21 protein-coding genes are annotated in these 22,350 nt (G+C 61.8%); 16 read left to right on the forward strand and 5 right to left on the reverse strand.

Going from position 1 to position 22,350, the window contains the following annotated elements:
* Positions 1–97: 97 nt before the first annotated feature.
* Positions 98–496 carry a Tim44 domain-containing protein gene (locus tag C8264_RS03495; protein WP_162783437.1) on the forward strand — a complete coding sequence of 133 codons (399 nt, stop codon included), beginning with the start codon at positions 98–100 and terminating at the stop codon, positions 494–496.
* Complete coding sequence (locus C8264_RS03500) at positions 496–1,944, forward strand: NAD(P)H-dependent flavin oxidoreductase (RefSeq protein WP_108459580.1); 1,449 nt, start codon at positions 496–498, stop codon at positions 1,942–1,944. The genes C8264_RS03495 and C8264_RS03500 overlap by 1 nt, the downstream gene beginning before the upstream one ends.
* On the opposite strand, the gene C8264_RS03505 is transcribed toward C8264_RS03500, so the two are convergent.
* Positions 1,861–2,718, reverse strand: coding sequence for a LysR family transcriptional regulator (locus C8264_RS03505; protein WP_108459581.1), 858 nt, complete (start codon positions 2,716–2,718; stop codon positions 1,861–1,863). The genes C8264_RS03500 and C8264_RS03505 overlap by 84 nt on opposite strands.
* Before the next feature lie 129 nt (positions 2,719–2,847).
* Here C8264_RS03505 and C8264_RS03510 point away from each other — a divergent pair, with 129 nt between their 5' ends.
* The 6 genes from C8264_RS03510 (at position 2,848) to C8264_RS03535 (ending at position 10,676) form a co-directional block, all read left to right on the forward strand.
* Positions 2,848–4,632, forward strand: coding sequence for an assimilatory sulfite reductase (NADPH) flavoprotein subunit (locus C8264_RS03510; protein ID WP_108459582.1), 1,785 nt, complete (start codon positions 2,848–2,850; stop codon positions 4,630–4,632).
* The gene (gene cysI, locus C8264_RS03515; RefSeq protein ID WP_425430659.1) at positions 4,629–6,365 is read left to right on the forward strand and encodes an assimilatory sulfite reductase (NADPH) hemoprotein subunit; all 1,737 of its coding nucleotides are present in this window, start codon (positions 4,629–4,631) and stop codon (positions 6,363–6,365) included. Before C8264_RS03510 ends, cysI begins: the two co-directional genes overlap by 4 nt.
* On the forward strand, positions 6,362–6,988 hold the full coding sequence (locus C8264_RS03520; RefSeq protein WP_108459584.1) for a peroxiredoxin: 627 nt from the start codon (positions 6,362–6,364) through the stop codon (positions 6,986–6,988). The genes cysI and C8264_RS03520 overlap by 4 nt, the downstream gene beginning before the upstream one ends.
* Positions 6,989–6,997: 9 nt before the next feature.
* Complete coding sequence (locus C8264_RS03525; protein WP_108459585.1) at positions 6,998–7,621, forward strand: carbonic anhydrase; 624 nt, start codon at positions 6,998–7,000, stop codon at positions 7,619–7,621.
* Positions 7,622–7,753: 132 nt separating this feature from the next.
* Positions 7,754–9,109, forward strand: a complete 1,356-nt coding sequence (gdhA, locus tag C8264_RS03530; protein ID WP_108459586.1) for an NADP-specific glutamate dehydrogenase — start codon at positions 7,754–7,756, stop codon at positions 9,107–9,109.
* Between the two features lie 556 nt (positions 9,110–9,665).
* Positions 9,666–10,676, forward strand: coding sequence for a PLP-dependent cysteine synthase family protein (locus C8264_RS03535; protein ID WP_342748681.1), 1,011 nt, complete (start codon positions 9,666–9,668; stop codon positions 10,674–10,676).
* Between the two features lie 175 nt (positions 10,677–10,851).
* On the opposite strand, the gene C8264_RS03540 is transcribed toward C8264_RS03535, so the two are convergent.
* From C8264_RS03540 to C8264_RS03555, 4 genes are all read right to left on the reverse strand, one after another.
* Positions 10,852–11,559 carry a DUF421 domain-containing protein gene (locus C8264_RS03540; protein WP_108459588.1) on the reverse strand — a complete coding sequence of 236 codons (708 nt, stop codon included), beginning with the start codon at positions 11,557–11,559 and terminating at the stop codon, positions 10,852–10,854.
* A 137-nt stretch (positions 11,560–11,696) separates the two neighbouring features.
* Entirely contained in the window at positions 11,697–12,314 is a 618-nt protein-coding gene (locus C8264_RS03545) for an RNA polymerase sigma factor (protein WP_245892923.1), read from the reverse strand.
* A gap of 135 nt (positions 12,315–12,449) precedes the next feature.
* Entirely contained in the window at positions 12,450–12,776 is a 327-nt protein-coding gene (locus tag C8264_RS03550) for a cupredoxin domain-containing protein (protein ID WP_108459590.1), read from the reverse strand.
* Positions 12,773–13,249, reverse strand: coding sequence for a DUF4142 domain-containing protein (locus tag C8264_RS03555; RefSeq protein WP_425430665.1), 477 nt, complete (start codon positions 13,247–13,249; stop codon positions 12,773–12,775). Before C8264_RS03555 ends, C8264_RS03550 begins: the two co-directional genes overlap by 4 nt.
* A 268-nt stretch (positions 13,250–13,517) precedes the next feature.
* Here C8264_RS03555 and C8264_RS03560 point away from each other — a divergent pair, with 268 nt between their 5' ends.
* The 8 genes from C8264_RS03560 to murB all read left to right on the forward strand — a co-directional run bounded on the left by C8264_RS03560 (position 13,518) and on the right by murB (position 22,346).
* A complete protein-coding gene (locus C8264_RS03560; RefSeq protein ID WP_108459592.1) occupies positions 13,518–14,609 on the forward strand; it encodes a LacI family DNA-binding transcriptional regulator in 1,092 nt (363 codons plus the stop codon).
* A 163-nt stretch (positions 14,610–14,772) separates the two neighbouring features.
* Entirely contained in the window at positions 14,773–15,780 is a 1,008-nt protein-coding gene (locus C8264_RS03565) for an ABC transporter substrate-binding protein (RefSeq protein WP_162783476.1), read from the forward strand.
* A 73-nt stretch (positions 15,781–15,853) separates the two neighbouring features.
* Complete coding sequence (locus C8264_RS03570) at positions 15,854–16,660, forward strand: ATP-binding cassette domain-containing protein (RefSeq protein ID WP_108459594.1); 807 nt, start codon at positions 15,854–15,856, stop codon at positions 16,658–16,660.
* Complete coding sequence (locus tag C8264_RS03575) at positions 16,657–17,919, forward strand: sugar ABC transporter permease (RefSeq protein ID WP_108459595.1); 1,263 nt, start codon at positions 16,657–16,659, stop codon at positions 17,917–17,919. The genes C8264_RS03570 and C8264_RS03575 overlap by 4 nt, the downstream gene beginning before the upstream one ends.
* A gap of 24 nt (positions 17,920–17,943) precedes the next feature.
* Positions 17,944–18,672, forward strand: coding sequence for an SDR family oxidoreductase (locus C8264_RS03580; protein ID WP_108459596.1), 729 nt, complete (start codon positions 17,944–17,946; stop codon positions 18,670–18,672).
* A 3-nt stretch (positions 18,673–18,675) separates the two neighbouring features.
* Entirely contained in the window at positions 18,676–20,304 is a 1,629-nt protein-coding gene (locus C8264_RS03585) for an FGGY-family carbohydrate kinase (RefSeq protein WP_108459597.1), read from the forward strand.
* Between the two features lie 36 nt (positions 20,305–20,340).
* On the forward strand, positions 20,341–21,189 hold the full coding sequence (locus C8264_RS03590; protein ID WP_108459598.1) for a sugar phosphate isomerase/epimerase family protein: 849 nt from the start codon (positions 20,341–20,343) through the stop codon (positions 21,187–21,189).
* 152 nt (positions 21,190–21,341) lie between these two features.
* Positions 21,342–22,346 (forward strand): UDP-N-acetylmuramate dehydrogenase, encoded by a 1,005-nt coding sequence (gene murB, locus C8264_RS03595; protein ID WP_108459599.1) that lies wholly within the window; start codon positions 21,342–21,344, stop codon positions 22,344–22,346.
* Positions 22,347–22,350: the final 4 nt, after the last annotated feature.

The raw sequence follows: 22,350 nt of genomic DNA on the forward strand, positions 1-22,350 counted from the left end.
GCTCATGCGTATGGAGTGGCCGTTCAGGTTTGAGGCAGCGCCTGGTGCAGGGAACATCTCGGGCCCGGCCTCCGCGACTGCCGCTCAGACAAACCTCGTGGCCTTTCATCCTTTGCCAGACATCCACACCATCTTCGAGCAAGTCGTCAGCGCCTACGCTGATCGACAGCTGCAGCGGGTGAGGAATGTCCTTTCGCCTCGATTGTACAGTCAGTTGTCGCTGGAAATCTCGGAACGCGAGCAGGCGGGCCATGTGCTTCACTCGGAACTGGTCAAGTTCGTTGCAGCGGAGCTTCTCGAGCCCGAGGAACAATCAAAATTGCGCCGCATCGAAATGCGGTGCATCTCGAGGATGATCGTCGCCCTGAAAGACGCAGACGGCCGCATCCTGGCAGGTGACCCCGAACATGTAAGGTGCTTGTCCGAAGTGTGGACGCTGGAAAGGCCGGCTGGTTCTTCTGGATGGGTCGTGACCTCGATCGAAGAGGACGAGTGATGCGTATCCGGCAGGCAAGCAAAACCAGAGAAGCTTGCACGCTTTTAGGGTGCGAGCTTCCAATTGTTCTCGCTGGAATGGGAGGCGTCGCGCGTTCAGAACTGGTCTCGGCAGTCTCGGCGACCGGCGCTTTCGGCTTCTTGGGGATGGTTCGCGAACCACCCGCACTCATCGAGCAGGAGGTCGGCCGCGTGCGCGATGCCGGTCATTGCCGGTTCGGTGTGAACCTCATTCCCGCAGCCACCGAACCGGACCTGCTGGCGCGGCAACTCGATGCCGTTATCGCCCTTGAAGTACCTGTCGTTGAATTGTTCTGGCAAATCGATACCGCAGTGGTCGGCCGATTGCGCGATGCCGGGATCGTCGTGGTTTACCAGGTTGGCTCGGTGCAGGAAGCGCGAACGGCCGAGCGCGCAGGGGCACAGATCGTAATCGCCCAGGGTGTCGAAGCAGGTGGGCACGTGCGCGGCATCACCCCACTTCGCGACCTGCTGCCCGCGGTGGTGGACGCAGTGCATGTTCCGGTACTGGCCGCCGGCGGGCTGGCGCTCGGTTCCGACCTTCTCACGGCGACGGCTCTGGGTGCACAGGGCATAGTGCTGGGTACGGCGCTCCTGGCTACCTTTGAGTCGTTCGCCCACCCATATCATCGGGAGCGGCTCGTTGCTGCCGATGCAGCTGACACCGTTTTGACCAGCGCCTTCCACATCAATTGGCCATCCGATGCGCCGGTACGGGTGCTTCGAACTCCCGTTGTGGCGCTCGGGGAGGAGCAGGCAGAAGGCCGGGTGATCGGATCGGAGGAGGGGAGGCCGATATATCTGTTCAGCACCGACTCGCCGCTGCGCTCGATGACCGGGGACTTCGCCTCGATGGCACTCTATGCCGGAACCGGAGTGGGTGAGATCAAGTCGATCGTTTCTGCTGCCGACCGCATCGAGACCATCCTGTCCGAGGCAGAGGAGGCCTTGCCTGCCGTCGATACACTGCTTGCTCCGACAAGCTCGCCCGTGTGTCTGGCGGGGGAATTCTCTGGCGACTACATGGGCCATGCCGATCAGGACGAGATCAATGCCGCGGTGGCGGCATTGGTCGAGGAACTGCGGGCGATAGTGCAGTTGACGCTGAGACAGCAGGAGGCAGGGCCGAGCGGCGATCATCCACCCTTCCGTCCGGAAGCGGCAGCAATGGCAGGCTGGCTGTGGCTGTTCAGCGAGAACAGGCGCCCCAGGTCCAGCGATCTGCCGCAAGGTGGATTGGACATCGAAGCACGGCGGCTCCGCGCGCGACAGATATTGCAAGGCCTGCTGCCCAGGATGGCCGAGTCAGACCTGCGCAACACGCTTTCGGCATTGCAGGTTCAACTAACGCCCGAATTCGAGATTATCCCTGATAGCAAGAAATCCGGATCGAACCCGCTCAACCAGGGAAGTCTCGGCACGGTTTGAATAGACCAGGTGCATCGAGTAGGCGAATTCAGGGGCGTCGGCCACGCGATAGAGCGTTCCCGCATCGAGGAACTCTTTGACCGCGCTTTGACGGAAATATCCGCTGCCACCGGACTGCGCGATGTACAGCAGGGCCAATGGGCCGTGCGATATCGAAACATCAGGCACACCCAAATCGGGGAAAGCCGCCTGATGGCTGGCCTGGAACGTCATGCCCCAATCCACATAGACGTAATCTTCCTGCCGCCCGATTGTACCATCCGGCCGCGAGGTGACCATGATCAGTCGCTCCTCGACGAGCAGCTCCACGACGAGATGGCCGCTATGCGGTGGATCATACGCCACCGCCATATCGAGAGAGCCATCCTTGACGCGTTCCAGCAGGTTCGCGGTTGTGTCCACTTCGGCCGCTATGGCGACGTCGGGATGTTCCTGCCGCATCCAGGTGAGCCAGTCCACGAGAGTGGGGTTCCATAGACTTATTTCGGCGCCGACGCTGGCAATGTCCACCCTGCCTTCCGGCAGACCAACCTGCAGACGGGCCCGATCCCATACCTGGATGAGGTTTGCAGCATGTTTGACGAAGCGCTCACCGGCCGGCGTCAGCCGTGCGCCGGCTTTGTTGCGAACAAAAAGGCGCCGCCCAAGCTGTTCTTCAAGCGTGCGGACGCGCGCGCTCACTGCTGTCTGCGTTACGTTTAATTTGCCTGCAGCAGTAACGAAGCTCCCTGACTCCGCGATCTCGAGGAATGTCTTTGCCAGAACGAGGTCCATGGGTGTTTATGCATTCTTTTTGTTGCAAAACCGTATTATCATTCATTTGACCGTCTGTTAAGCGGCTGTCAACACTCCGCACCAGTTCGCCGATCAAGTAAGCGGGCATAGGGGTTAGCGGATACCGACATGACAAAAACCGAATTTCCCGGACTGGGTCTCAGCGACGACCAGTGGGAAAGCCTGAAGGCACTCGCCTCTTCGCTCAACCCGCAGCAATCCACCTGGGTGGGAGGCTATTTCACCGGTTTCGGCGATGGTGTCCGCTCGCTCGATGTTGCTCCACCCAAGGACGTTGCGCCCGCAGTGGTGCCGGTCCGAACCTTGGCGGTGCTATATGGCAGCGAGACCGGAACCGGTGCGGCCCTGGCTGGTGAAGTTCTGGCTTCAGCCATTGCGCTGGGCCTCTCAGCCAAGGCCATCGACATGGCTGACTACGAACCTTCGGCCCTCAAGCAGGAAGACGATCTAATCGTCATAACCAGCACCCATGGCGATGGTGATCCACCTCAGCCTGCGATCGGCTTTTTTGAATTCATGGGCAGCCGCAAGGCGCCCCGTTTGGACAATCTGCGTTTCGCAGTGCTGGCCTTGGGAGATTCCACCTACGAATTTTTCTGCGGAGCGGGCCGCCACATCGATCAACGTCTGGGCGAACTGGGCGCCAGCCGCCTGGCTGACCGGATCGACTGCGACGTCGATCAGACCCCGGCTGGAAGAAATTGGGCAAAGGGTGTGCTGGAAAGCCTCGTTCAGTCGCGTCCCACAGTGGCTGCTTCTGCCGAGGAACCCCAACCGCCCGCGCGACGCGCCGCCGACCAAGACAATCCCGTCGTAGCGCGCCTGCTGGAGAATTTGGTCATTACCGGGCGCGGGTCGAGCAAGGAGACGCGCCATATCGAGCTGGACCTTGAAGATTCCGGGCTCGCTTATGAACCCGGCGACGCCCTGGGTATCATCGCCCGCAACAGCGAAGAGGTGGTGGATGGGCTGATTGACGTGCTGTCCCTGGACGAGGCAGAGGCAGTTCAAATCGACGGCGAGACGCTGTCCCTGCGCGCTGCGCTAGCGAGCAAATACGAGATTGCCGGCGCGACACCGCGGTTTCTAGAGCAATGGGCGCGGCTCAGCGGCGCTGCCTCGCTTTCGAAAATGGGCGTGACCGAGAGACTGGCCTATCTTGAGGCGAACCACGTCGTCGACATCGCTCGCCAGTACCCCGCTTCGGGTGTCGGTGCCGCCGATTTTCTGGCTGGCCTGCGCCGGCTTCAGCCCCGCCTCTATTCTATCGCTTCCAGCCAATCCGCACATGAAGGGGAGGTCCACCTGACCGTCTCCACGGTCCGCTACGCGCTTCACGGCAGCGAGCGTCTTGGCGTGGTAACGGGCTCGCTCTGCGACCTGCCAGACGATGCCGCGCTGCCGGTCTATGTTAGGCCAAACCCTCACTTCCGGCTGCCCAAGGACGATGTTCCCATCATCATGGTCGGGGCGGGAACCGGCGTGGCGCCGTTCAGAGCGTTTATCCAGGAACGCCGCCAGCGCTCCGCCAATGGCAAGGCGTGGCTGTTCTTTGGCGACAGGAATTTCCGGAGCGACTTCCTCTACCAGGCCGAGTGGCAGGGTCATCTTAGGGACGGCGTGCTCAGCCGCATGGACGTGGCCTTCTCCCGTGACCCCGGCGATCGCGCATACGTTCAGCAGCGCATTCGGGAGGCCGCGGCCGAAGTCTTCGCCTGGCTTGAGGAAGGCGCACATTTCTATGTGTGCGGTGACGCCAAGGGACTGGCGCCAGACGTCAACGCAACCCTCATCGACCTTGTGGCCGATGCTGGCGGCCTGGGGCGCGAGCAGGCCGAGGAATATGTACGGGACCTGCAGCGCCAAGGCCGCTACCAGAGGGATGTCTATTGATGATCACCGATACCATCAGCCGCGACGCCGACCTCTCCCAGCCGCTGGAGCGGCTCGGACCGGACGAGACATTGAAGGCCAACAGCGATCAATTGCGCGGAAGCATTGCGCTCAGCCTGCTCGACCGCATCAGCGGCGGCGTGACGCCTGAAGACACCAAACTTCTCAAGTTCCAGGGCATCTACCAGCAAGACGACAGGGATGTCCGGGAGGAGCGGCGGCGGCAAAAGCTTGAACCGGCCTACCAGTTCATGGCCCGTGTCAGGCTGCCTGGCGGTGTGTGCACGCCGGAACAATGGCTGGCCATCGACAATTTGGCGCGCCAGCATGGCGGCGACACGCTGCGCCTGACCACCCGCCAGACCTTCCAGTTCCATTGGCTGCTCAAGGACAATCTTCGAGCAACAATCCAGGGGCTGCACGCGGTGCTGCTCGATACGGTCGCTGCCTGTGGCGATGACGCCCGAGGCGTGATGTGCTCGGTAAATCCCGGTCTTTCCAGCCTGCACGCGGAGCTTTCCGCCCTGGCGAAGCGCGCTTCAGACCGCGCCGTGCCGCGCATGCCCGCTTACGGCGAGATATGGCTGGACAAGGAGCGGCTGGCGACCACCGAACCCGAAGAACCCTTCTACGGACATACCTACCTGCCGCGAAAGTTCAAGGTCGGGTTCGTCCTCCCGCCGACCAACGACATCGACGTTTACGCGCAGGATCTGGGCTTCATCACCATCGTGGAGGCCGGGCGATTGGTTGGCTTCGACGTCGCCATCGGCGGCGGCATGGGTCGAACGGACCGAGTTGCGACAACATACCCCCGCCTCGCCAGCGTCATCGGCTATGTGGACAAGGAAGCCGTGCCTGCCGTCACCGATGCGGTCATGTCCGTGCAGCGCGATTACGGCAACCGCGTCGACCGCGCACGAGCCCGCTTCAAGTACACGATCGACGACAAGGGCCTGGACTGGGTCACCGCCGAGATCGAAAGACGTCTGGGCTTCGCCTTCAAGCCTGCCCGCACTTTCGAGTTCACCAGCAATGGCGATGCCTTTGGCTGGGCGCGGGGCGAAGATGGCCGCCACCACTTCACCTTGTTCATCGAGAACGGACGGCTTGGCCTGGGCGCGACCCGGGACGCCATGACCGCGCTGCGCGCCATCGCCGAGGTTCACAAGGGAAGCTTCCGGCTGACCCCGAACCAGAACGTGGTGATCGCCGACATCGAACCCGGCGAACGTTCCCTCATCGCCGGCATTCTCGACAGTCATGGTCTGGTCGATCCGGAATGGCCGGGGACACTGCGGCAGAACGCCATGGCCTGCGTCGCCTTCCCGACATGTGGTCTGGCCATGGCCGAGAGCGAACGATATCTGCCCAGCCTGATCGGCAAGCTTGAACTGCTTCTGGCCGAGCACGGCCTCTCGGAAGAACCAATTACCCTGCGGATGAGCGGCTGCCCCAATGGCTGCTCCCGGCCATATATCGCCGAGATCGCCCTGACGGGCAGGGCGCCGGGAAAATACAATCTCTACCTCGGCGGCGGCTTTCATGGGCAGCGGCTTGCCCAGCTCCATCTTGAAAACGCAGCCGAACCCCAGATCCTTGCCACTCTCGGGGACCTCTTCGGCCGCTACGCCGCAGGGCGTGAAGCCGGAGAGCATTTCGGCGATTTCCTCGTCCGCACAGACCTTCTTTCACCCCTCGCTCCACCTCAAACCCCAGGAAAACATCCATGAACCTTCAACTCGGCCAGATAGCTCCCGATTTCACGCAGCAGAGCACGCATGGCGAAATCCGCTTCCATGACTGGCTCGGTGACCAATGGGGCTTGTTCTTCAGCCATCCGAAAAATTTCACGCCGGTCTGCACGACTGAGCTGGGCGAGGTTGCCCGGCTCAAGCCCGAGTTCGACCGCCGGCTTGTCAAGCCGATCGGACTTTCAGTGGACGCCGTGCAGGCTCACGAAGATTGGGCGGACGACATCGAGCAAACCCAGGGCCATGCCCTCAATTTTCCGATGATTGCCGATGTCGATGCCGGCGTGGCCGATCTCTACGGAATGATCCATCCGGAGGCTGACCCGACCGTTACGGTGCGCTCGATTTTCGTGATCGACCCGGCCAAGAAAATCCGCCTGATCCTGACCTATCCACCAAGTGCCGGGCGCAATTTCCAGGAAGTGCTGCGGGTAATCGATAGCCTGCAACTCACCGACACCCAGAAAGTGTCCACCCCGGTCAATTGGTTCCCGGGCGAGCGCGTGGTGATATCGCCGGCCATATCGGACGAAGCTGCGCGGCAGAAATATCCGCAGGGTTTCGAAACGCTGCGCCCCTACCTGCGTCTGGTGCAGCTATAGGAGCAGCGCTTGACCCTTCCTGATATTCTTGTTGCCGGCCACCGGCATTTTCGCGAGGGCTTCCCCGGTGCCGAAGACCGGTACCGGCAATTGGCAACCGAAGGCCAGAAGCCGCCCGCCCTGGTCATAGGGTGCTGCGACAGCCGGTCTGCACCGGAATCGATCTTCGGCAGCGGTCCGGGCGAGCTCTTTGTGGTGCGGAATGTCGCCAATATCGTCCCGCCCTATCAGCCGGATGCGCATTTCCACGGTACGTCGGCGGCGATCGAGTACGCTGTCGATGTATTGGAGGTCGAGCATGTGCTGGTGCTTGGGCACGCCGGCTGTGGCGGCATCCAGGCTGCGCTGGGGAACGCGCCACGCACGGACTCCGCCTTTATCGGCAATTGGGTCCTGCCCCTGGCCCAACTGGCAGGCAGCGTCCAGGTCCCACCGGGACCGGCAGCCGCAAAGGACCGGGCGACAGCGCTGGAGCGGCTGGCCGTATTGGCGTCCATCGCCAATCTTCGAACGTTTCCATTCGTGTCCGAGCGTGAAAAAGCTGGGCGTCTGGCGCTGCACGCAGGCTGGTTCGATATCCCGACCGGTCGGCTGTGGGTGCATGAGGATGACGTTTGGCAGGTTTGCGAGTGACACTTTTGCTACTCACCGGCGAGTTGCAAAAAAAACGGGCAGTGCGCTCAATTTCTATTCGACACACCGGACAGTTAGGATAGATGAAAGGCCATCTATCAAGACTATGACAACGCGCGAGTGGCCCCCCCGATGATCGATGAAAAGCTTCAACCCATTCTCGAGGGCGTGCTGCAGCGCAATGCAGGCGAGCCCGAGTTCCATCAGGCCGTGCGGGAAGTGCTGGAGAGTCTGGGACGCGTTATCGCCAAGCGTCCGGACTATCTTGAGCAGGCGCTGATCGAGCGCATTTGCGAGCCTGAGCGTCAGATCATCTTCCGCGTGCCGTGGGTGGACGACAAGGGACAGGTGCAGATCAATCGCGGGTTCCGCGTGCAGTTCAACTCGGCCCTGGGCCCCTACAAGGGCGGGCTGCGCTTCCACCCGTCGGTGAATGTCGGCATCATCAAGTTCCTCGGGTTTGAGCAGACCTTCAAGAATGCGCTCACCGGAATGCCTATCGGCGGCGGCAAGGGTGGGTCGGACTTCAACCCGCGGGGCCGCTCGGACGGCGAAATCATGCGTTTCTGCCAGTCCTTCATGACGGAGCTATACCGGCACCTGGGCGAATATACAGACGTTCCGGCCGGTGATATCGGCGTCGGCGGGCGCGAAATCGGCTTCATGTTTGGCCAGTACAAGCGCCTGACCAACCGCTACGAGGCGGGCGTGCTCACCGGCAAGGCGCTGTTCTACGGCGGCTCGCGTGCCCGCACCGAAGCCACCGGCTATGGCAACACCTATTTCGTGCAATCCATGCTTGCCACCAAGGGTCACACCTTCGAAGGCAAGAAGGTTGTCGTCTCCGGTTCGGGCAATGTGGCGATCTACAGCATCGAGAAGGTTCAGTCGTTCGGTGGCAAGGTTATCGCCGTCTCGGACAGTTCCGGTCATATCGTGGATGAAAGCGGGATAGATCTCGAGCTGCTGAAAGAGGTCAAGGAGGTCCGCCGCGCGCGCGTTTCCGAATATCTGCAGCTCAAGGGCGAAGGCCATGGCGCCTATTTCGTCAAGGCGGCCAAGGGCTCTATCTGGGATGTGCCTTGCGATGTGGCGATGCCTTCGGCAACCCAGAATGAGCTTACCGGCAAGGATGCCAAAGCTCTGGTCTCCAATGGCGTGATTGCGGTGGGAGAGGGGGCCAACATGCCCTCGACGCCCGAAGCCATTCGCATCTTCCAGGAAGCCAAGGTAATGTTCGCGCCGGGCAAGGCCGCGAACGCCGGTGGCGTTGCGACGTCCGCGCTGGAAATGCAGCAGAATGCCTCGCGCGACAGCTGGTCATTCGAGCAGACAGAAGAGCGCCTGGCCGAGATCATGCGCACCATCCACGACAACTGCGCGAACACTGCCGACGAATATGGCGCGCCGGGCGATTATGTCCTCGGTGCCAATATCGCCGGTTTCGTGCGGGTCGCCGAAGCCATGAGGGCTCTCGGGGTTATATAAGCCTCGCCTCCTGGCGCGTCGCCTTTGGTGGACCTCATGTGTACGTCCCTGAGACCTCATGGTGAGCTTGTCGAACCACGAGAGCCTGCCCCGGGCTTGACCCGGGGTCGGGCGAGTGGAGGGCGGGTGTCACGACCTCGTGGTTCGACGAACTCACCATGACGTCTGCTGGGTGAACCCCGTCCGTTGCGACAAATGTCAGTGCCGGTGTCCTCCTTGGCAAAGAGGACATCGGCCTTTGTCATTCCAGGAGAACGGCACAAGACCATTGTCGCTACGCAGTGCGGCGTCCCTTTTTCGAAAGCCATTTGCGTATTTGACTAGGTGCATTCTATTAAATATCACGTTGTTAGAACGTGTTGCTCAGAGCATGGACAAAAATAGACTAACGTTGCGCTATCCTCGTACAATATGGTAACTGCATCTTCTCACTAAATGTATGTGGAGGATGGCGATGCAGGTGATGCCATGTTCGAGGGAGTGGCGAGCAAATGCTGTCCGGCTCATGGATGCCGACAGCCGCCGTTCTGCGGACTCCCACCTTATCCCCCTGAAAATGACGGGTTTCGATGGCGTGGATATCTACCTCAAGGATGAGTCCACCCATCCCACGGGAAGTCTGAAGCACCGTCTGGCGCGCTCGCTCATCCTCTATGGGATCTGCAATGGCCTGATCGGGCCAGAGACCAGGCTATTCGAAGCTTCGTCGGGATCGACAGCGGTGAGCGAAGCCTACTATGCCCGCCTGCTGGGCCTGACCTTCACGGCCGTGCTGCCGCGCTCCACCAGCAAGAGCAAAATCGAGGCGATCGAGCGGCAGGGTGGCCTGTGCCGCTATGTCGATGATCCCTCAATGATCTACGAAGAGGCTCGCTCATTGGCTGATTGTCCGGGCGGCTATTATCTGGATCAGTTCACCTACGCCGAACGAGCGACGGACTGGCGTGGCAACAACAACATTGCAGAGTCGATCTTTCAGCAGATGTCCCTGGAGCGACACCCGGTTCCGCGCTGGATCAGCATGAGTGCCGGCACCGGCGGTACCTCCGCGACCATTGGGCGCTATATTCTTTACCGGGGCTTTTGTACCCGGCTTTGCATTCCTGATCCGGAACACTCCGCCTATTTTGCGGGTTGGTCCGAAGGCGATGGAGCAATGCGATGCAATCGCGGTTCGCGCATCGAAGGCATTGGGCGCCCGCGGGTAGAACAGTCGTTCCTGCCCGGCGTCGTTGACGCCATGATCAAGGTCCCCGACGCGGCATCCATCGCCGCTACCCATGTGCTGTCCCGGATGCTGGGGCGGCGCGTCGGAGGCTCGACGGGCACGAACTTTATCGGCGTGCTCTGGGCTGCCGCCGCGATGAGGAACGCCGGCGAGGAGGGCTCCATCGTCACATTGATCTGCGATAGCGGCGAGCGGTACGCGGACACATATTTCGACGATGACTGGCTGCGCGAGCAGGGTCTCGACACGGCAATGGCGACACAGTTCGTCGAGGAGAGTCTGGAGCGAGGCTATCTTCGGCCAGAACTCCTGTCGGCCGAGAAACTGCGGGTACCTTAAAGCGTTGTAAGTCAGCAAGGGCAGGGGTCCGGCGATTGCTGGCGCCACCTCACCCACCCACAATTGCTGCCCTCGGATCTGATCCGAGGGCCACTCTCCACACGATATGCGCAACGAGAGCCCCCCGGATCAAGTCCGGCGATGGGGAAGCTCTGGGACTACATCTACTCCCCACCTAACTCCGTGCAACCGTCCACTCGGAGTGCTTGCAATTGGGGCATTCGTGGGGGGCGGGGTGCGTCTCCGGCAATCTGAGCGTGCCGCAATTGAGGCACGCAAGTATCTCTGGAGAACCAGCTGCATCGTCCGGTGTCAGCGTCACGGGCGGGGTGATTTCCCATGGCGGAACAATGGGAAGGCCTGGCAGGGGTGCAGCCTTGGTCTTGAACACTGTCAGTGTGCCGTTGGTCTCCACATAGGCATGCTCTACCTGTCCCAACTGCTCGATGCCGTGCGCTCTGAGCTGCTGGAACAGTTCGCTGTTGCTCAATGTCGTGCTGTGCAGGAAGTCAACGCAAATGGCACCAGCCTTGATGGCCTCCTCCGGTATGCCGTCGAGGGCGCGTTCGACTGGCGCGCGGCGTGCCATCATGACATCCAGAAGCTTATTGGCGAGGACCACGACGGTGACGACAGCCAGAGAATGGAGCAGCGGCACGTCCGGGTAGAACATGGCGTCGCCCACGGCGGAGCCAAGTGCGATGACGAGCAGAAATTCAAGATTGGACAACTGGCTAAGAGTGCGGCTGCCCAGCCAGCGGAGCAAGCCCAGGGTGTAGAGATAGATCACCAGTGTCCGAAAGAGGATCTCCAGGAAGAACCAGGGCGGCTCTTCGCCGAGCAATATCCGTCCCCAATCGAACATCTGAACAGGCGCTTCCAAGGCAGCTCCTTCACAAGCGGTGACGCAAGCGGATTAGCCTGTGATTGACTGGTGGTCCATCCCGGCAGTCCTCGACAAGCTGTTTAGCCGGTGAACTGCCGTTGCGCCATGGTCTCACGCTGCTCGTGGGAGCGGCTTCAGCTTCGCCCCAGGCTGGCGATCACCTTGTCCGCCATGGAAGTGCACCGCTTGCCATCGAACGGGTACAGTGCGGCAAACCCGCCGGCGAGTTGCTGTTCCAGGTGCGAGCGGAGTTCAAGCCGGGCACGACGCAGCCGGGACTTGACCGTTTCGGCCGGGATGGCCAGGAAGTCGGCGGTTTCTTCGACGCTCCAGCCCTCCACCTCGCGGAGCACGAAAACCGATCTGAAATCGGGTTGCAGGCGATCAACCGTCCGCTCCAGCAGCAGGGAAACTTCCCGTCGTGACGCTTCCTCCTCCGGGCTCGGCTCCCGGGCGATCGACGCGGATGTTTCCACCTCTGCCTTGAGGCTTTCAATGGCACCCATCCGCGGGCGCTTGCGCAGCCGGCCGAGCGCCTCGTTCACCGTAATCCTCGTGAGCCAGGTGGCCATGCTCGATTCTCCCCTGAAGCCGTCCAGGTGGGTGAAAGCTCTGACATAGGAGGCCTGCACAATATCTTCGGCCTCCGTATTGTTGCCTGCAATCGAGCGGGCGGCCCGGAACAAGCGTTGGTTGTGCCGCTTGATGAGCAATCGGATTGCCCGCTCGTCCCTTTGGCTGGCAAGCGCCACCAATGCCGTTTCGTCCAGTGCACCATAGTCTACCGCCGGCGGGGTGCATTCCGTCGCGGTTCTCTCCACAAGCATTGTCCTGCGCCTCCTGCGATAGGCCGGCGTCGAATGCCAGGGCATCCGGCGCCAGCAAGATCATGGGCTGACAGTCAGCGTGCCAACCATACCCGAATGGAGGCGGCAGTAGAACTCGATGCTGCCGGCCGACTCGAGCACAAGCCGCGCTTCGGCTTTGGGTGGCAGATCGACATCGAAACTGCCGTCCCGGTCCGTAGCCGTGTGCCGGAACATGTCATTGTTTCGCCAGATGATCACATCGCCGACCTTGAGCTCGGCAGGTACGTCGCCGAATTCCATCTGATCGATCGTAACGACGTATTCCTCGGCAAGCACAGGCGCTGCCGGGCTCAGAAAGCAAAGCAAACCCGCAAGCATGCTTCGCCGAATGAGAAGCGTGCTCATTGCAAATCCGCAGCGAGATGCTCGGCATGCGCTTGGTGGCTTGCGAACAGCTTCAGGCCGGTTTCGAGGAGTGCCTTCAGTTCGGCATTGTCCGCGGAGGGGATCAGGGTGCCCTCGAGCGCCTCGTTCACCGTCCTATGATACGCCACCTCGTTAGCAACATAAGCTGCGTCAAAGGCCTCACCCTCGAGAGCCTCGAGTTCTTCGCTCTTGGCCTGGGCCGCGTCAGAAAGCGCCGTGCTGGTGGCGTTTTCTTCAGGCGTCACGCCGAGTTTTTCAACCAGTGCAAGGGCTTGCACGTTCACCGCCTTGTGGTCGCGTACCATGGTCTGCGCGAAATCGGTGACCGTTGGATTGGTGCTCTTGCGCAGCGCCTGCTCGGCCGCCGTGATATCGATCTGACCAGCCGTATACGCGATGTGCGCGATCTGAGGATCGCTCAGGTCGTCCTGGGCAATGCCAGGGGCGGTCATGACAAGGGCCAATGCTGCCGATGCGAGTAGTGTTCTGAACATCTTTGCCTCCGTTGTGAGGAACCTCCGGCGCCGCTCCACTAAACGCCGCCGGTGAGTTCTGAACCATTGGATGCGCGGCAGCTGGAAAAGGGTCCCGCAAAAGTGCAATCATTTGATTTTCAAGCCGTATTTCCCGAAAATCCCGCCCAAGCGATCCGCCCAACGAGCGCTTGACTCATGGCCGACAGCGTGAAACGATTTACGTAAATCGTTTTTTGGCTCTAACATGAGCCTGTTCGGGGAGGACGGAGCGATCAAACCGCCGGTAACCATGAAGGATGTTGCCAACCGCGCCGGCGTGTCCATCGCGACGGTGTCGAACGTCCTGTCGGGTGAGAAGCCGGTCAGGGCAAAGTCGCGGGAGCAGGTGCTCGCGGCGGTCAAGGCGCTGAACTATCGGATAAACCCTGCGGCATCCTATCTGCGCAGCGGGCGCTCCAAAATTGTGGCGGCGGTGGTGCCGACGCTGGACAATCCATTCTTCCCCACGATCCTGGCTGCAGTCGAGGCCGGTTGCCAAAAGGACGGCTACGAGTTGATCGTTGCCAGTTCCGCCAATCAGCCCGAGGTCGAAGAGGCGCGCATCAGGGCCTTGATGCATTGGAAGCCGGCCGGCTTCATCGTCATCCCCTGCTCAGGCGAGTTGCCCGCCCGCAAGCAGATCGAGGCGTCTAAGATCCCGCTGGTCTTTGCCGACCGCGCGCCCGACGGCGAGCCGGGTGATTTCGTCGAGATCGACAATGTGACAGCGGGGGCGTCCGCCGCCCGACATCTGACCCAACTGGGCCATCGGCACATCACCGTCTGCACGCCTTCATTGTCGGTGCGGAATTTGCGGGAGCGCATCCAGGGGGTTGCCCAGGTGCTTGCCGAATTCGGGACTGAACCGGTTGTGGTGGAGACCGGATTGGGCGGCGTACCCGAGGCCCTGCCGGGCGAGGCGGAAGCCCAGATCGGCCGCGCCAGCGCTATCGTGGCGTTGATGAACACGACGACGCTGCAAGTTCTGGCCGCGCTCAATCGGGCAGGACGTTCGGTTCCCCACGATGTGTCACTGATCGGGTTCGACGATTATTCCTGGATGCCGGTGGCCCGGCCGTCCATCACCGCCATCCGGCAGCCGGTCGACCTGATCGGGCGCCTGGCATGGTCGCAACTGCTGGAACGCATCAACGGAGCCAGCGGAGCGCCGGTACATCGCAGGCTGCCAGTCGAGCTGGTGCTGCGGGAATCCACAACGTCGCCATCAGCGGAGCGAGAGACGCCCGTGCTGCCAACGGAAGGAGCTGCCGTATTGTCGCTGGCGACAAGGCGCTGAGACGAGACTTCTCCGGGGGAAGGCCGGAGAAGCTTTGGAGATTCAAGGAATTCCCGCCCAGACGGAATAGTCGGGCTGGAGTAGTGCATAACGCAACCAGAATTGGGAGGAATACATGTCTAGAACTATGATCGGAACGGCACTGGCAACCACGCTTGCCGGCATGCTGATGGCAGGGCCCGCCCTGGCGCAGGTGGAGAACGCCACGGTGGCGTTCCTGATGCCTGACCAGGGCTCGACCCGCTATGAGGAGCACGACTGGCCCGGGTTCCAGGCCGAAATGCAAAAGCTGTGCGCAAGCTGCACGCTGATCTACCAGAACGCCACGGCCGATGCGGCGCTGCAGCAGCAGCAGTTCAACTCGGCAATTGCCCAGGGCGCCACGGTGATCGTGCTGGACCCGGTGGATTCGTCGGCCGCCGCTTCGCTGGTGCAGCAAGCTCATGCACAAGGCGTCAAGGTCATCGCCTATGACCGCCCGATCCCCTCGACACCCGCCGACTATTATGTGTCCTTCGACAATGAAGGCATCGGGGCGGCCATCGCGCAGTCGCTGGTCGATCATCTCAAGGCCGAGGGCGTGCCGGAAGGCTCGGGCGTGCTGCAGATCAACGGCTCGCCGACCGACGCAGCGGCCGGACTGATCCGCGACGGCATCGATTCCTCGCTTGATGGCTCGGGCTATGAAACCCTGGCCGAATTCGACACCCCCGATTGGGTGCCGGCAGAGGCCCAGCAATGGGCGAGCGGGCAGATTACGCGCTTTGGCGACCAGATCGTGGGCGTTGCGGCCGCCAATGACGGCACCGCAGGCGGCGCCATCGCGGCCTTTAAGGCCGCCGGTGTCGATCCTGTGCCACCGGTTACCGGCAATGACGCGGTGATCGCGGCGCTGCAACTGATCATCTCGGGCGATCAGTACAACACCATCTCCAAGCCTTCCGAGATCGTCGCGGCTGCCGCGGCGCAGGTTGCGTACAAGCTGCTGAATGGAGAAACCCCGGAGCCCAAGACTACGCTCTACGACACTCCCTCGGAACTTTTCGTGCCGGTGGTGGTGACGCGCGAGAACATCAAGGCGGAAATCTTCGACAAGGAGATTGCCAGCGCGGAAGAGGTTTGCACCGGCGAGTACGAGGAAGGCTGCCGCGAGCTCGGCATCCTCGAGTAACGTCAGCCAACGTCCGTCCGGCCAGCACAATGGCCGGACGGACATCGCGCCGTCTTGCGAAGGGGCCAAGACCATGTCCGACTTACCAGACTACACTCAGCGCCTTGGCGAGCCCGTGCTCAGCCTGCGCGGAATATCCAAGAATTTCGGCGCTGTCTCGGCGCTGACCGATATCGAACTCGACGTCCATGCCGGCGAAGTCGTTGCGCTTGTCGGTGACAATGGCGCCGGCAAGTCCACCCTGGTCAAGATCCTCGCCGGGGTGCACCAGCCAAGCTCTGGCGTTATCCGCTTCAATGGCCAGGAAGTGGCGCTCGGTAGTCCTGCCGACGCGCTCAATCTGGGCATTGCCACGGTGTTCCAGGATCTGGCGCTGTGCGAAAACCTCGATGTCGTTGCCAACATCTATCTGGGCCGCGAGCAGGAGCCTTGGCGCCTCGATGAAGTTGCCATGGAAGTGCGCGCCTGGACGCTGCTCAACGAATTGTCCGCGCGCATCCCCTCGGTACGCGAACCGGTAGCCTCGCTGTCGGGCGGACAGCGCCAGACCGTCGCCATCGCCCGTTCGCTGCTGCTTGAACCCAAGCTGATCATGTTGGACGAGCCAACCGCAGCGCTTGGCGTCGCGCAGACCGCCGAAGTGCTGAACCTGATCGAACGGGTCCGCGCCCGCGGGCTGGGAGTCATCATGATCAGCCACAATATGGAGGATGTGCGAGCGGTCGCGGACCGCATCGTCGTGCTCCGCTTGGGCCGGAACAGTGGCGTGTTCACGCCCGAGGATTCCAACCATGAACTGGTGGCCGCTATTACCGGCGCCAGCGAAAATGCCGTATCGCGGCGCATGAACCGCAAGCAGGCTTCGGAGGCAATGCAATGAGCCAGCTCGATCAGGTCAAATCCGAAACACCCCCGCAGGCCCTGGATCGCAGCGACGTGCGCGTGCGCCACGATGAGGGGATCAGGGGCACCGTGCGCGCCTTTATCGACCGGGTGCGCTCGGGCGATCTGGGCATGTTGCCGGTTGCGGTCGGGCTGGTGGTTATTTCGGCGGTGTTCACCGCGCTCAACCCGGTGTACCTAGCGCCCAATAACCTCGTGAACCTGCTGTTCGATTGCGCCACGGTGGGCATTATCTCGCTGGGCATCGTCTGCGTGCTGATGCTGGGCGAGATCGATCTGTCCGTAGGCTCGACGAGTGGGCTCGCCTCGGCGCTGTTCGGTTCGCTGTGGGTGACCCAGGGCTGGCCGCTCGGCTTTGCCCTCATCGCGGCGCTGGTCGCCGGCGTTGTCATCGGTAGTCTTTATGCGCTGCTCTACAACCGGTTGGGCATGCCCAGTTTCGTCGCGACGCTGGCGGGCTTGCTCGCCTTGCTGGGCCTGCAGCTCTACATCCTGGGCAATGCCGGGTCGATCAATCTGCCCTATCAGTCGCCGCTGGTGATGTTCGGCCAGATCCTGATGATGCCCAAATGGCTGTCCCATGCCCTGGGCGTATTGCCCGGCATATTCACCATCCTGGTAGGCATGCGGGTCATCCGCCGCCGCCGCGAGGCCAATCTGAGCGCAGGTGGCATGGCGGGCCTCCTCTTCAAGGCGGCGGTACTGACGGCAGTCATCGAAGGGGTGGTCTATTATCTCAATCTGGGTCGCGGCGTGCCGTGGATGTTCGGCCTTTTCGTCGCGCTCGTCATCATCATGGACTATGCCTTTACCCGCACCAAATGGGGCCGCTCTATGCAGGCCGTGGGCGGTAACAAGGAGGCTGCGCGGCGGGCTGGCATCAATGTGCGCCGCATCTATGCCAGCGCCTTCATTCTCTGTTCCAGCTTTGCCGCGCTTGGCGGGGTGCTCGCGGCCTCAAGGCTTGCCTCATCAAGCCAGCAGGCGGGCACGGGCGACGTCAATCTCAATGCCATCGCGGCAGCCGTCATTGGCGGCACCAGCCTGTTCGGAGGACGGGGCAGTGCCTATTCGGCGCTGCTCGGGATCATCGTGATCCAGGCCATCGCCAACGGGCTGACGCTGCTCAATCTCAGCTCTTCGCTGCGCTACATGATCACCGGGGCCGTGCTGGCCATCGCCGTGATCGTGGATTCACTGGCCCGCCGCTCGCGGGCGTCGCACGGGCGTGCGTAGGACCAAGCATACGGAGTATCCAATATGAGCAATGAACTGAGCGGCAAGATTGCCGCGGTAACTGGCGCGGCTTCCGGCATTGGGCTCGAATGCTCCAGGGTCATGCTGAACGCTGGGGCCACAGTCTTTCTGGTCGATCGCGCGGGCGAGCGGCTGGACGCGCTCTGCGCGGAACTGGGGCCGCGCGCCATTCCGCTGGTAATTGACCTGCTGGATGCTCAAAGCGTCGCCACCATGATGCCGGCCATTCTGGAGCGGGCCGGCCGGCTAGACATTTTCCACGCCAATGCCGGCGCCTATATCGGTGGCGAGGTGCTCGAGGGCGATCCGGACGCCTGGGACCGCATGCTGGACCTCAATGTCAACGCCGTGTTCCGGACCGTCCATGCGGTGTTGCCGCATATGGTGGAGAAGGGCAGCGGCGACATTCTCGTCACCAGTTCGGTAGCTGGGGTCATTCCGGTGGTGTGGGAGCCCATCTACACCGCCTCCAAGCATGCGGTGCAGGCCTTCGTCCACACGGTACGGCGGCAGGTGTCCAAGCATGGCATTCGCGTCGGTGCGGTCCTGCCGGGACCGGTGGTGACGGCATTGCTCGATGATTGGCCCAAGGCCAAGATGGAAGAGGCGCTGGCCAATGGAAGTCTAATGCAGCCCAAGGAAGTGGCCGACGCCGTCATGTTCATGCTGACCCGGCCGCGCAACGTGGTGATCCGCGACCTCACCATCCTGCCCGTCAGCCTGGACCTCTGAGCCATGACCTCGCCAGCCTCTTCTCGCGGCGTCATCGGCGTCGATGTCGGTACCGGCAGTGCGCGCGCCGGGGTGTTCGATCTCGCGGGGCGCTTGCTGGGATCAGCCAAGCGGCCGATCACCATCTGGCACGAGAATGTGGATGTCGTCGAACAGTCGAGCGAACAGATCTGGCAGGCGGTGGCGCAAAGCGTGCGCGAGGCCGTTGCGGCTTCAGGGCTGCGGCCCGGCGATATCGCGGGGATCGGGTTCGACGCGACCTGTTCACTGGTTGCCGTCAAGGCGGATGGTACGCCTGTAACGGTCAGTCCGTCGGGGGATGCGGCGCGCAACATCATGGTGTGGATGGATCACCGCGCAGCAAGGCAAGCCGAGGAAATCAATGTTGGCGGCCACGACGTGCTGCGCTATGTCGGCGGGCGAATATCGCCCGAAATGGAAACGCCCAAGCTCGTCTGGCTGAAGCGCAACCTGCCCGATTCCTTTGCTGCCGCGGATCACTTCTTCGATCTGGCCGACTATTTGACCTGGCGCGCGTCGGGCTCGGCAGCGCGCTCGATCTGCACCGTTACCTGCAAATGGACCTATCTTGCCCATGAACGGCGCTGGGACGCGGAGTTCTTCCGGGCGGTTGGTCTAGGCGAGCTGGCGGACGAAAACTTCGCCCGCATCGGCGCCGAGATTGTGGAGGCGGGCTCTTCGCTGGGCGACGGCTTGACCGCCGAGGCCGCAGCCGATCTGGGGCTGATGCCGGGAACTCCCGTGGCGGCGGCATTGATCGACGCCCATGCAGGAGGCGTGGGCACGCTGGGCACCACGGTCGAGGGTACGGGTCTCGAACTCGGCTCGCGGCTGGCCTATGTTTTCGGAACCTCCGCCTGCTCCATGGCCTCGGCCAGCGAACCGGTTTTCGTGCCGGGCGTATGGGGGCCCTATTTTTCTGCCATGGTGCCCGGTCTCTGGCTGAACGAAGGTGGTCAGTCCGCCGCGGGCGCCGCCATCGACCATCTGGTCAGCCTGCATGCCGCGGCGCCCGATACGGCGCAATTGGCTGCACGAGAGGGCCTGACGCTGGTCGAATGGCTGGACCGGGAGGCATCGCGCCTCGCTGCTTCTCCAGAAAGGGTCGTGGAACTCGCGGGTAGTATCCATGTCGTGCCCGAATTCCTGGGCAACCGCTCGCCTCATGCCGACCCGGACGCCCGGGCGGTGATTGCGGGGCTCGGCATAGACCGCGATGTCGCAAGTCTTGTGGCCCTTTACGTCGCAGGTGTTACGGGCATCGGCTATGGCCTGCGCCAACTCCTTGATCGGTTCGCTGCCGATGGGATCGCCATATCGACAATCCTCGCAAGTGGCGGTGCGGCGCGCAGTCCGCTTGTTTGCCAGATGCTGGCCGATGCAACGGGCGTTCCAGTCGCAGTGGCCGAAACGAGCGAACCTGTGCTGCTCGGCTCGGCAATGCTGGCGAGCGTTGCCGCCGGTGGCCATCCGTCGCTGGTCGATGCGATGCGCGCGATGTCCGGCACCTCGGTGCTGTTCAGACCTGCCCAGGGTCACGCCGCCGAACGCCATCGCCAGCGCTACGCGGCCTTCGAAATATTGCAGAAAGCGGCGCGCCAGATCCGGTGAAATCCGGTGGTTCAATCATCAAGAAGAGGAAAAACGATGCAGGGGTTTGGTGTCCATACCAGCATGTGGACGATGAACTGGGACCGTGCCGGTGCGGAGCGGACCATTGCGGCTGCGGTCGGCTACGGAATGGATTTCATCGAGATCGCGCTGGTAAACCCCGCCGTCGTCGATCCTGCCCACACCCGCGCCTTGCTCGAGCAGAACAATCTTCGGGCAGTCTGCTCGCTAGGCCTGCCGGAAGGCGCCTGGCCCTCGATTGATCCCGAAGCAGGTATTGCCCATCTGAAACAAGTGATCGATGTCGCCGCCGAGATGGGGGCGGAGGCGCTGTCGGGCGTTACCTATGGCGGCATCGGGCAGCGCACGGGTGTACCGCCCACCACGGTCGAGTACGACAATGTCGCACGTGCGCTGGAGGTTTCGGGCCGCTACGCCAAGCAGAAGGGGCTGGCTTTCGGCATCGAGCCGGTCAATCGCTACGAGAACCATCTGATCAACACGGCGGCACAAGCCCGCTGGATGATCGAAAAGGTCGGCGCCGACAATATCTTCATCCATCTCGACACCTACCACATGAATATCGAGGAAAAGGGCGCCGGCAATGGCATCATCGATGCAGGTGATCTGCTGCGTTATATCCACATGTCGGAATCGGATCGCGGTACGCCGGGCGAGGGCACCTGCGACTGGGACGAAATCCACGCCACGCTCGCGGCCATCGGCTTCAAGGGCGGCATCGCCATGGAAAGCTTCATCAACATGCCGCCCGAACTGGCCTACGGTCTAGCCGTATGGCGACCAGTCGCCCCGAGCTTCGAAGACGTGATGGAAAAGGGCCTGCCTTTTTTGCGCAACAAGGCCAGGCAATACCGGCTGGTATAGGCTGGCTCATGAGAAGCGCTGTTGATCGGCCGGTTTGCAAACTCGCAGACTTGCCGCAGTGGTGCCGGGCGTTAGTGCAGTGGTAGTGGAACTCACCTATGATAGGGCCCGGACGCCCGATGGCTGCCAAGCGCGCCGCAACCAGGTGAAAGATGAGCCTTAGTCTCTCGCAGAATTTCGATCTGACAAACCACAACAGCTTCCAGCTACGCGGCAATTCGGCTTATGCCCGAGCCATAGTTGACGAGGCCGAACTGCCGCAGCTGTTTGAGGTTGCCGAAGAGCTTGGTGTTCCCGTGCGTATCCTGGGAGGCGGCAGCAACGTCATTCTGAGCGAGCAGTATGACGGCATCACCGCTATCATGTCATCACGGGGACGCTCGCTTGCAGATGGAGAAAACGGGCAGTTTATCGTCGAGGCCAGTGCTGGAGAAAACTGGCATGAGTTGGTGACGTGGACCGTTGAGCAGGGTCTGTGGGGGCTGGAGAACCTGGCGGGTATTCCCGGAACCGTCGGCGCAGCCCCGATCCAGAATATCGGTGCTTACGGTGTCGAGCTCAGCGATCTGTTTGAGTCGCTGGTGGCGTTCGACCGGACCGAGCGGCGTTTTGTATCGATGGATGGGCCATCTTGCCGGTTTGCCTATCGGCAGAGCCTCTTCAAACAAGAGCCGGGCCGATATGTAGTGACAAGTGTTCGCCTGAAGGTAAGTCAGTCGCGTGGACCCAGCTTGGGGTATCGCGATCTGTCTGCCTTGGGTCCGTTCCGGTCACCATCAGAGGTCATGCAGGCTGTGTTGCGGTTGCGCGCGTCGAAACTGCCGGACTGGCGCATCCTGGGTAATGCCGGATCATTCTTTCACAATCCGGTCCTCTCAGCTGACGCCGGTCAGGCTTTCACGTTGGATTTTCCCAATGCGCCCGCCTTCCCCCAAACCGATGGTTCGATCAAGCTTTCGGCTGGTTGGCTGATCGAGCAGGCTGGGTTGAAGGGGTACAGGCGAGGCGCTGTCGGCGTATTCGAGCGACACGCCCTGGTGCTGGTCAATCATGGCGGCGCCACCTGCAAGGACATTCTGGAGCTGTCCGATTTCATCATGACAAGCGTGCGCGACAAATTCGGAATTACTCTCGGGCGGGAACCGGAATTGTTCTAGACTA

Source organism: Devosia naphthalenivorans (assembly GCF_003056355.1).
Lineage (GTDB): Bacteria > Pseudomonadota > Alphaproteobacteria > Rhizobiales > Devosiaceae > Devosia > Devosia naphthalenivorans.

Bases quoted from the DNA above. Each gene is read 5' to 3' on its own strand.
- C8264_RS03575 (WP_108459595.1), top strand. From the start codon at position 16,657: ATGAGCCAGCTCGATCAGGTCAAATCCGAAACACCCCCGCAGGCCCTG.
- C8264_RS03565 (WP_162783476.1), top strand. From the start codon at position 14,773: ATGCTGATGGCAGGGCCCGCCCTGGCGCAGGTGGAGAACGCCACGGTG.
- C8264_RS03585 (WP_108459597.1), top strand. From the start codon at position 18,676: ATGACCTCGCCAGCCTCTTCTCGCGGCGTCATCGGCGTCGATGTCGGT.
- murB (WP_108459599.1), top strand. From the start codon at position 21,342: ATGAGCCTTAGTCTCTCGCAGAATTTCGATCTGACAAACCACAACAGC.
- C8264_RS03500 (WP_108459580.1), top strand. From the start codon at position 496: ATGCGTATCCGGCAGGCAAGCAAAACCAGAGAAGCTTGCACGCTTTTA.
- C8264_RS03580 (WP_108459596.1), top strand. From the start codon at position 17,944: ATGAGCAATGAACTGAGCGGCAAGATTGCCGCGGTAACTGGCGCGGCT.
- C8264_RS03550 (WP_108459590.1), bottom strand. From the start codon at position 12,776: ATGAGCACGCTTCTCATTCGGCGAAGCATGCTTGCGGGTTTGCTTTGC.
- C8264_RS03570 (WP_108459594.1), top strand. From the start codon at position 15,854: ATGTCCGACTTACCAGACTACACTCAGCGCCTTGGCGAGCCCGTGCTC.
- gdhA (WP_108459586.1), top strand. From the start codon at position 7,754: ATGATCGATGAAAAGCTTCAACCCATTCTCGAGGGCGTGCTGCAGCGC.
- C8264_RS03505 (WP_108459581.1), bottom strand. From the start codon at position 2,718: ATGGACCTCGTTCTGGCAAAGACATTCCTCGAGATCGCGGAGTCAGGG.
- C8264_RS03555 (WP_425430665.1), bottom strand. From the start codon at position 13,249: ATGACCGCCCCTGGCATTGCCCAGGACGACCTGAGCGATCCTCAGATC.
- C8264_RS03520 (WP_108459584.1), top strand. From the start codon at position 6,362: ATGAACCTTCAACTCGGCCAGATAGCTCCCGATTTCACGCAGCAGAGC.
- C8264_RS03560 (WP_108459592.1), top strand. From the start codon at position 13,518: ATGAGCCTGTTCGGGGAGGACGGAGCGATCAAACCGCCGGTAACCATG.
- C8264_RS03510 (WP_108459582.1), top strand. From the start codon at position 2,848: ATGACAAAAACCGAATTTCCCGGACTGGGTCTCAGCGACGACCAGTGG.
- C8264_RS03590 (WP_108459598.1), top strand. From the start codon at position 20,341: ATGCAGGGGTTTGGTGTCCATACCAGCATGTGGACGATGAACTGGGAC.
- C8264_RS03535 (WP_342748681.1), top strand. From the start codon at position 9,666: ATGACGGGTTTCGATGGCGTGGATATCTACCTCAAGGATGAGTCCACC.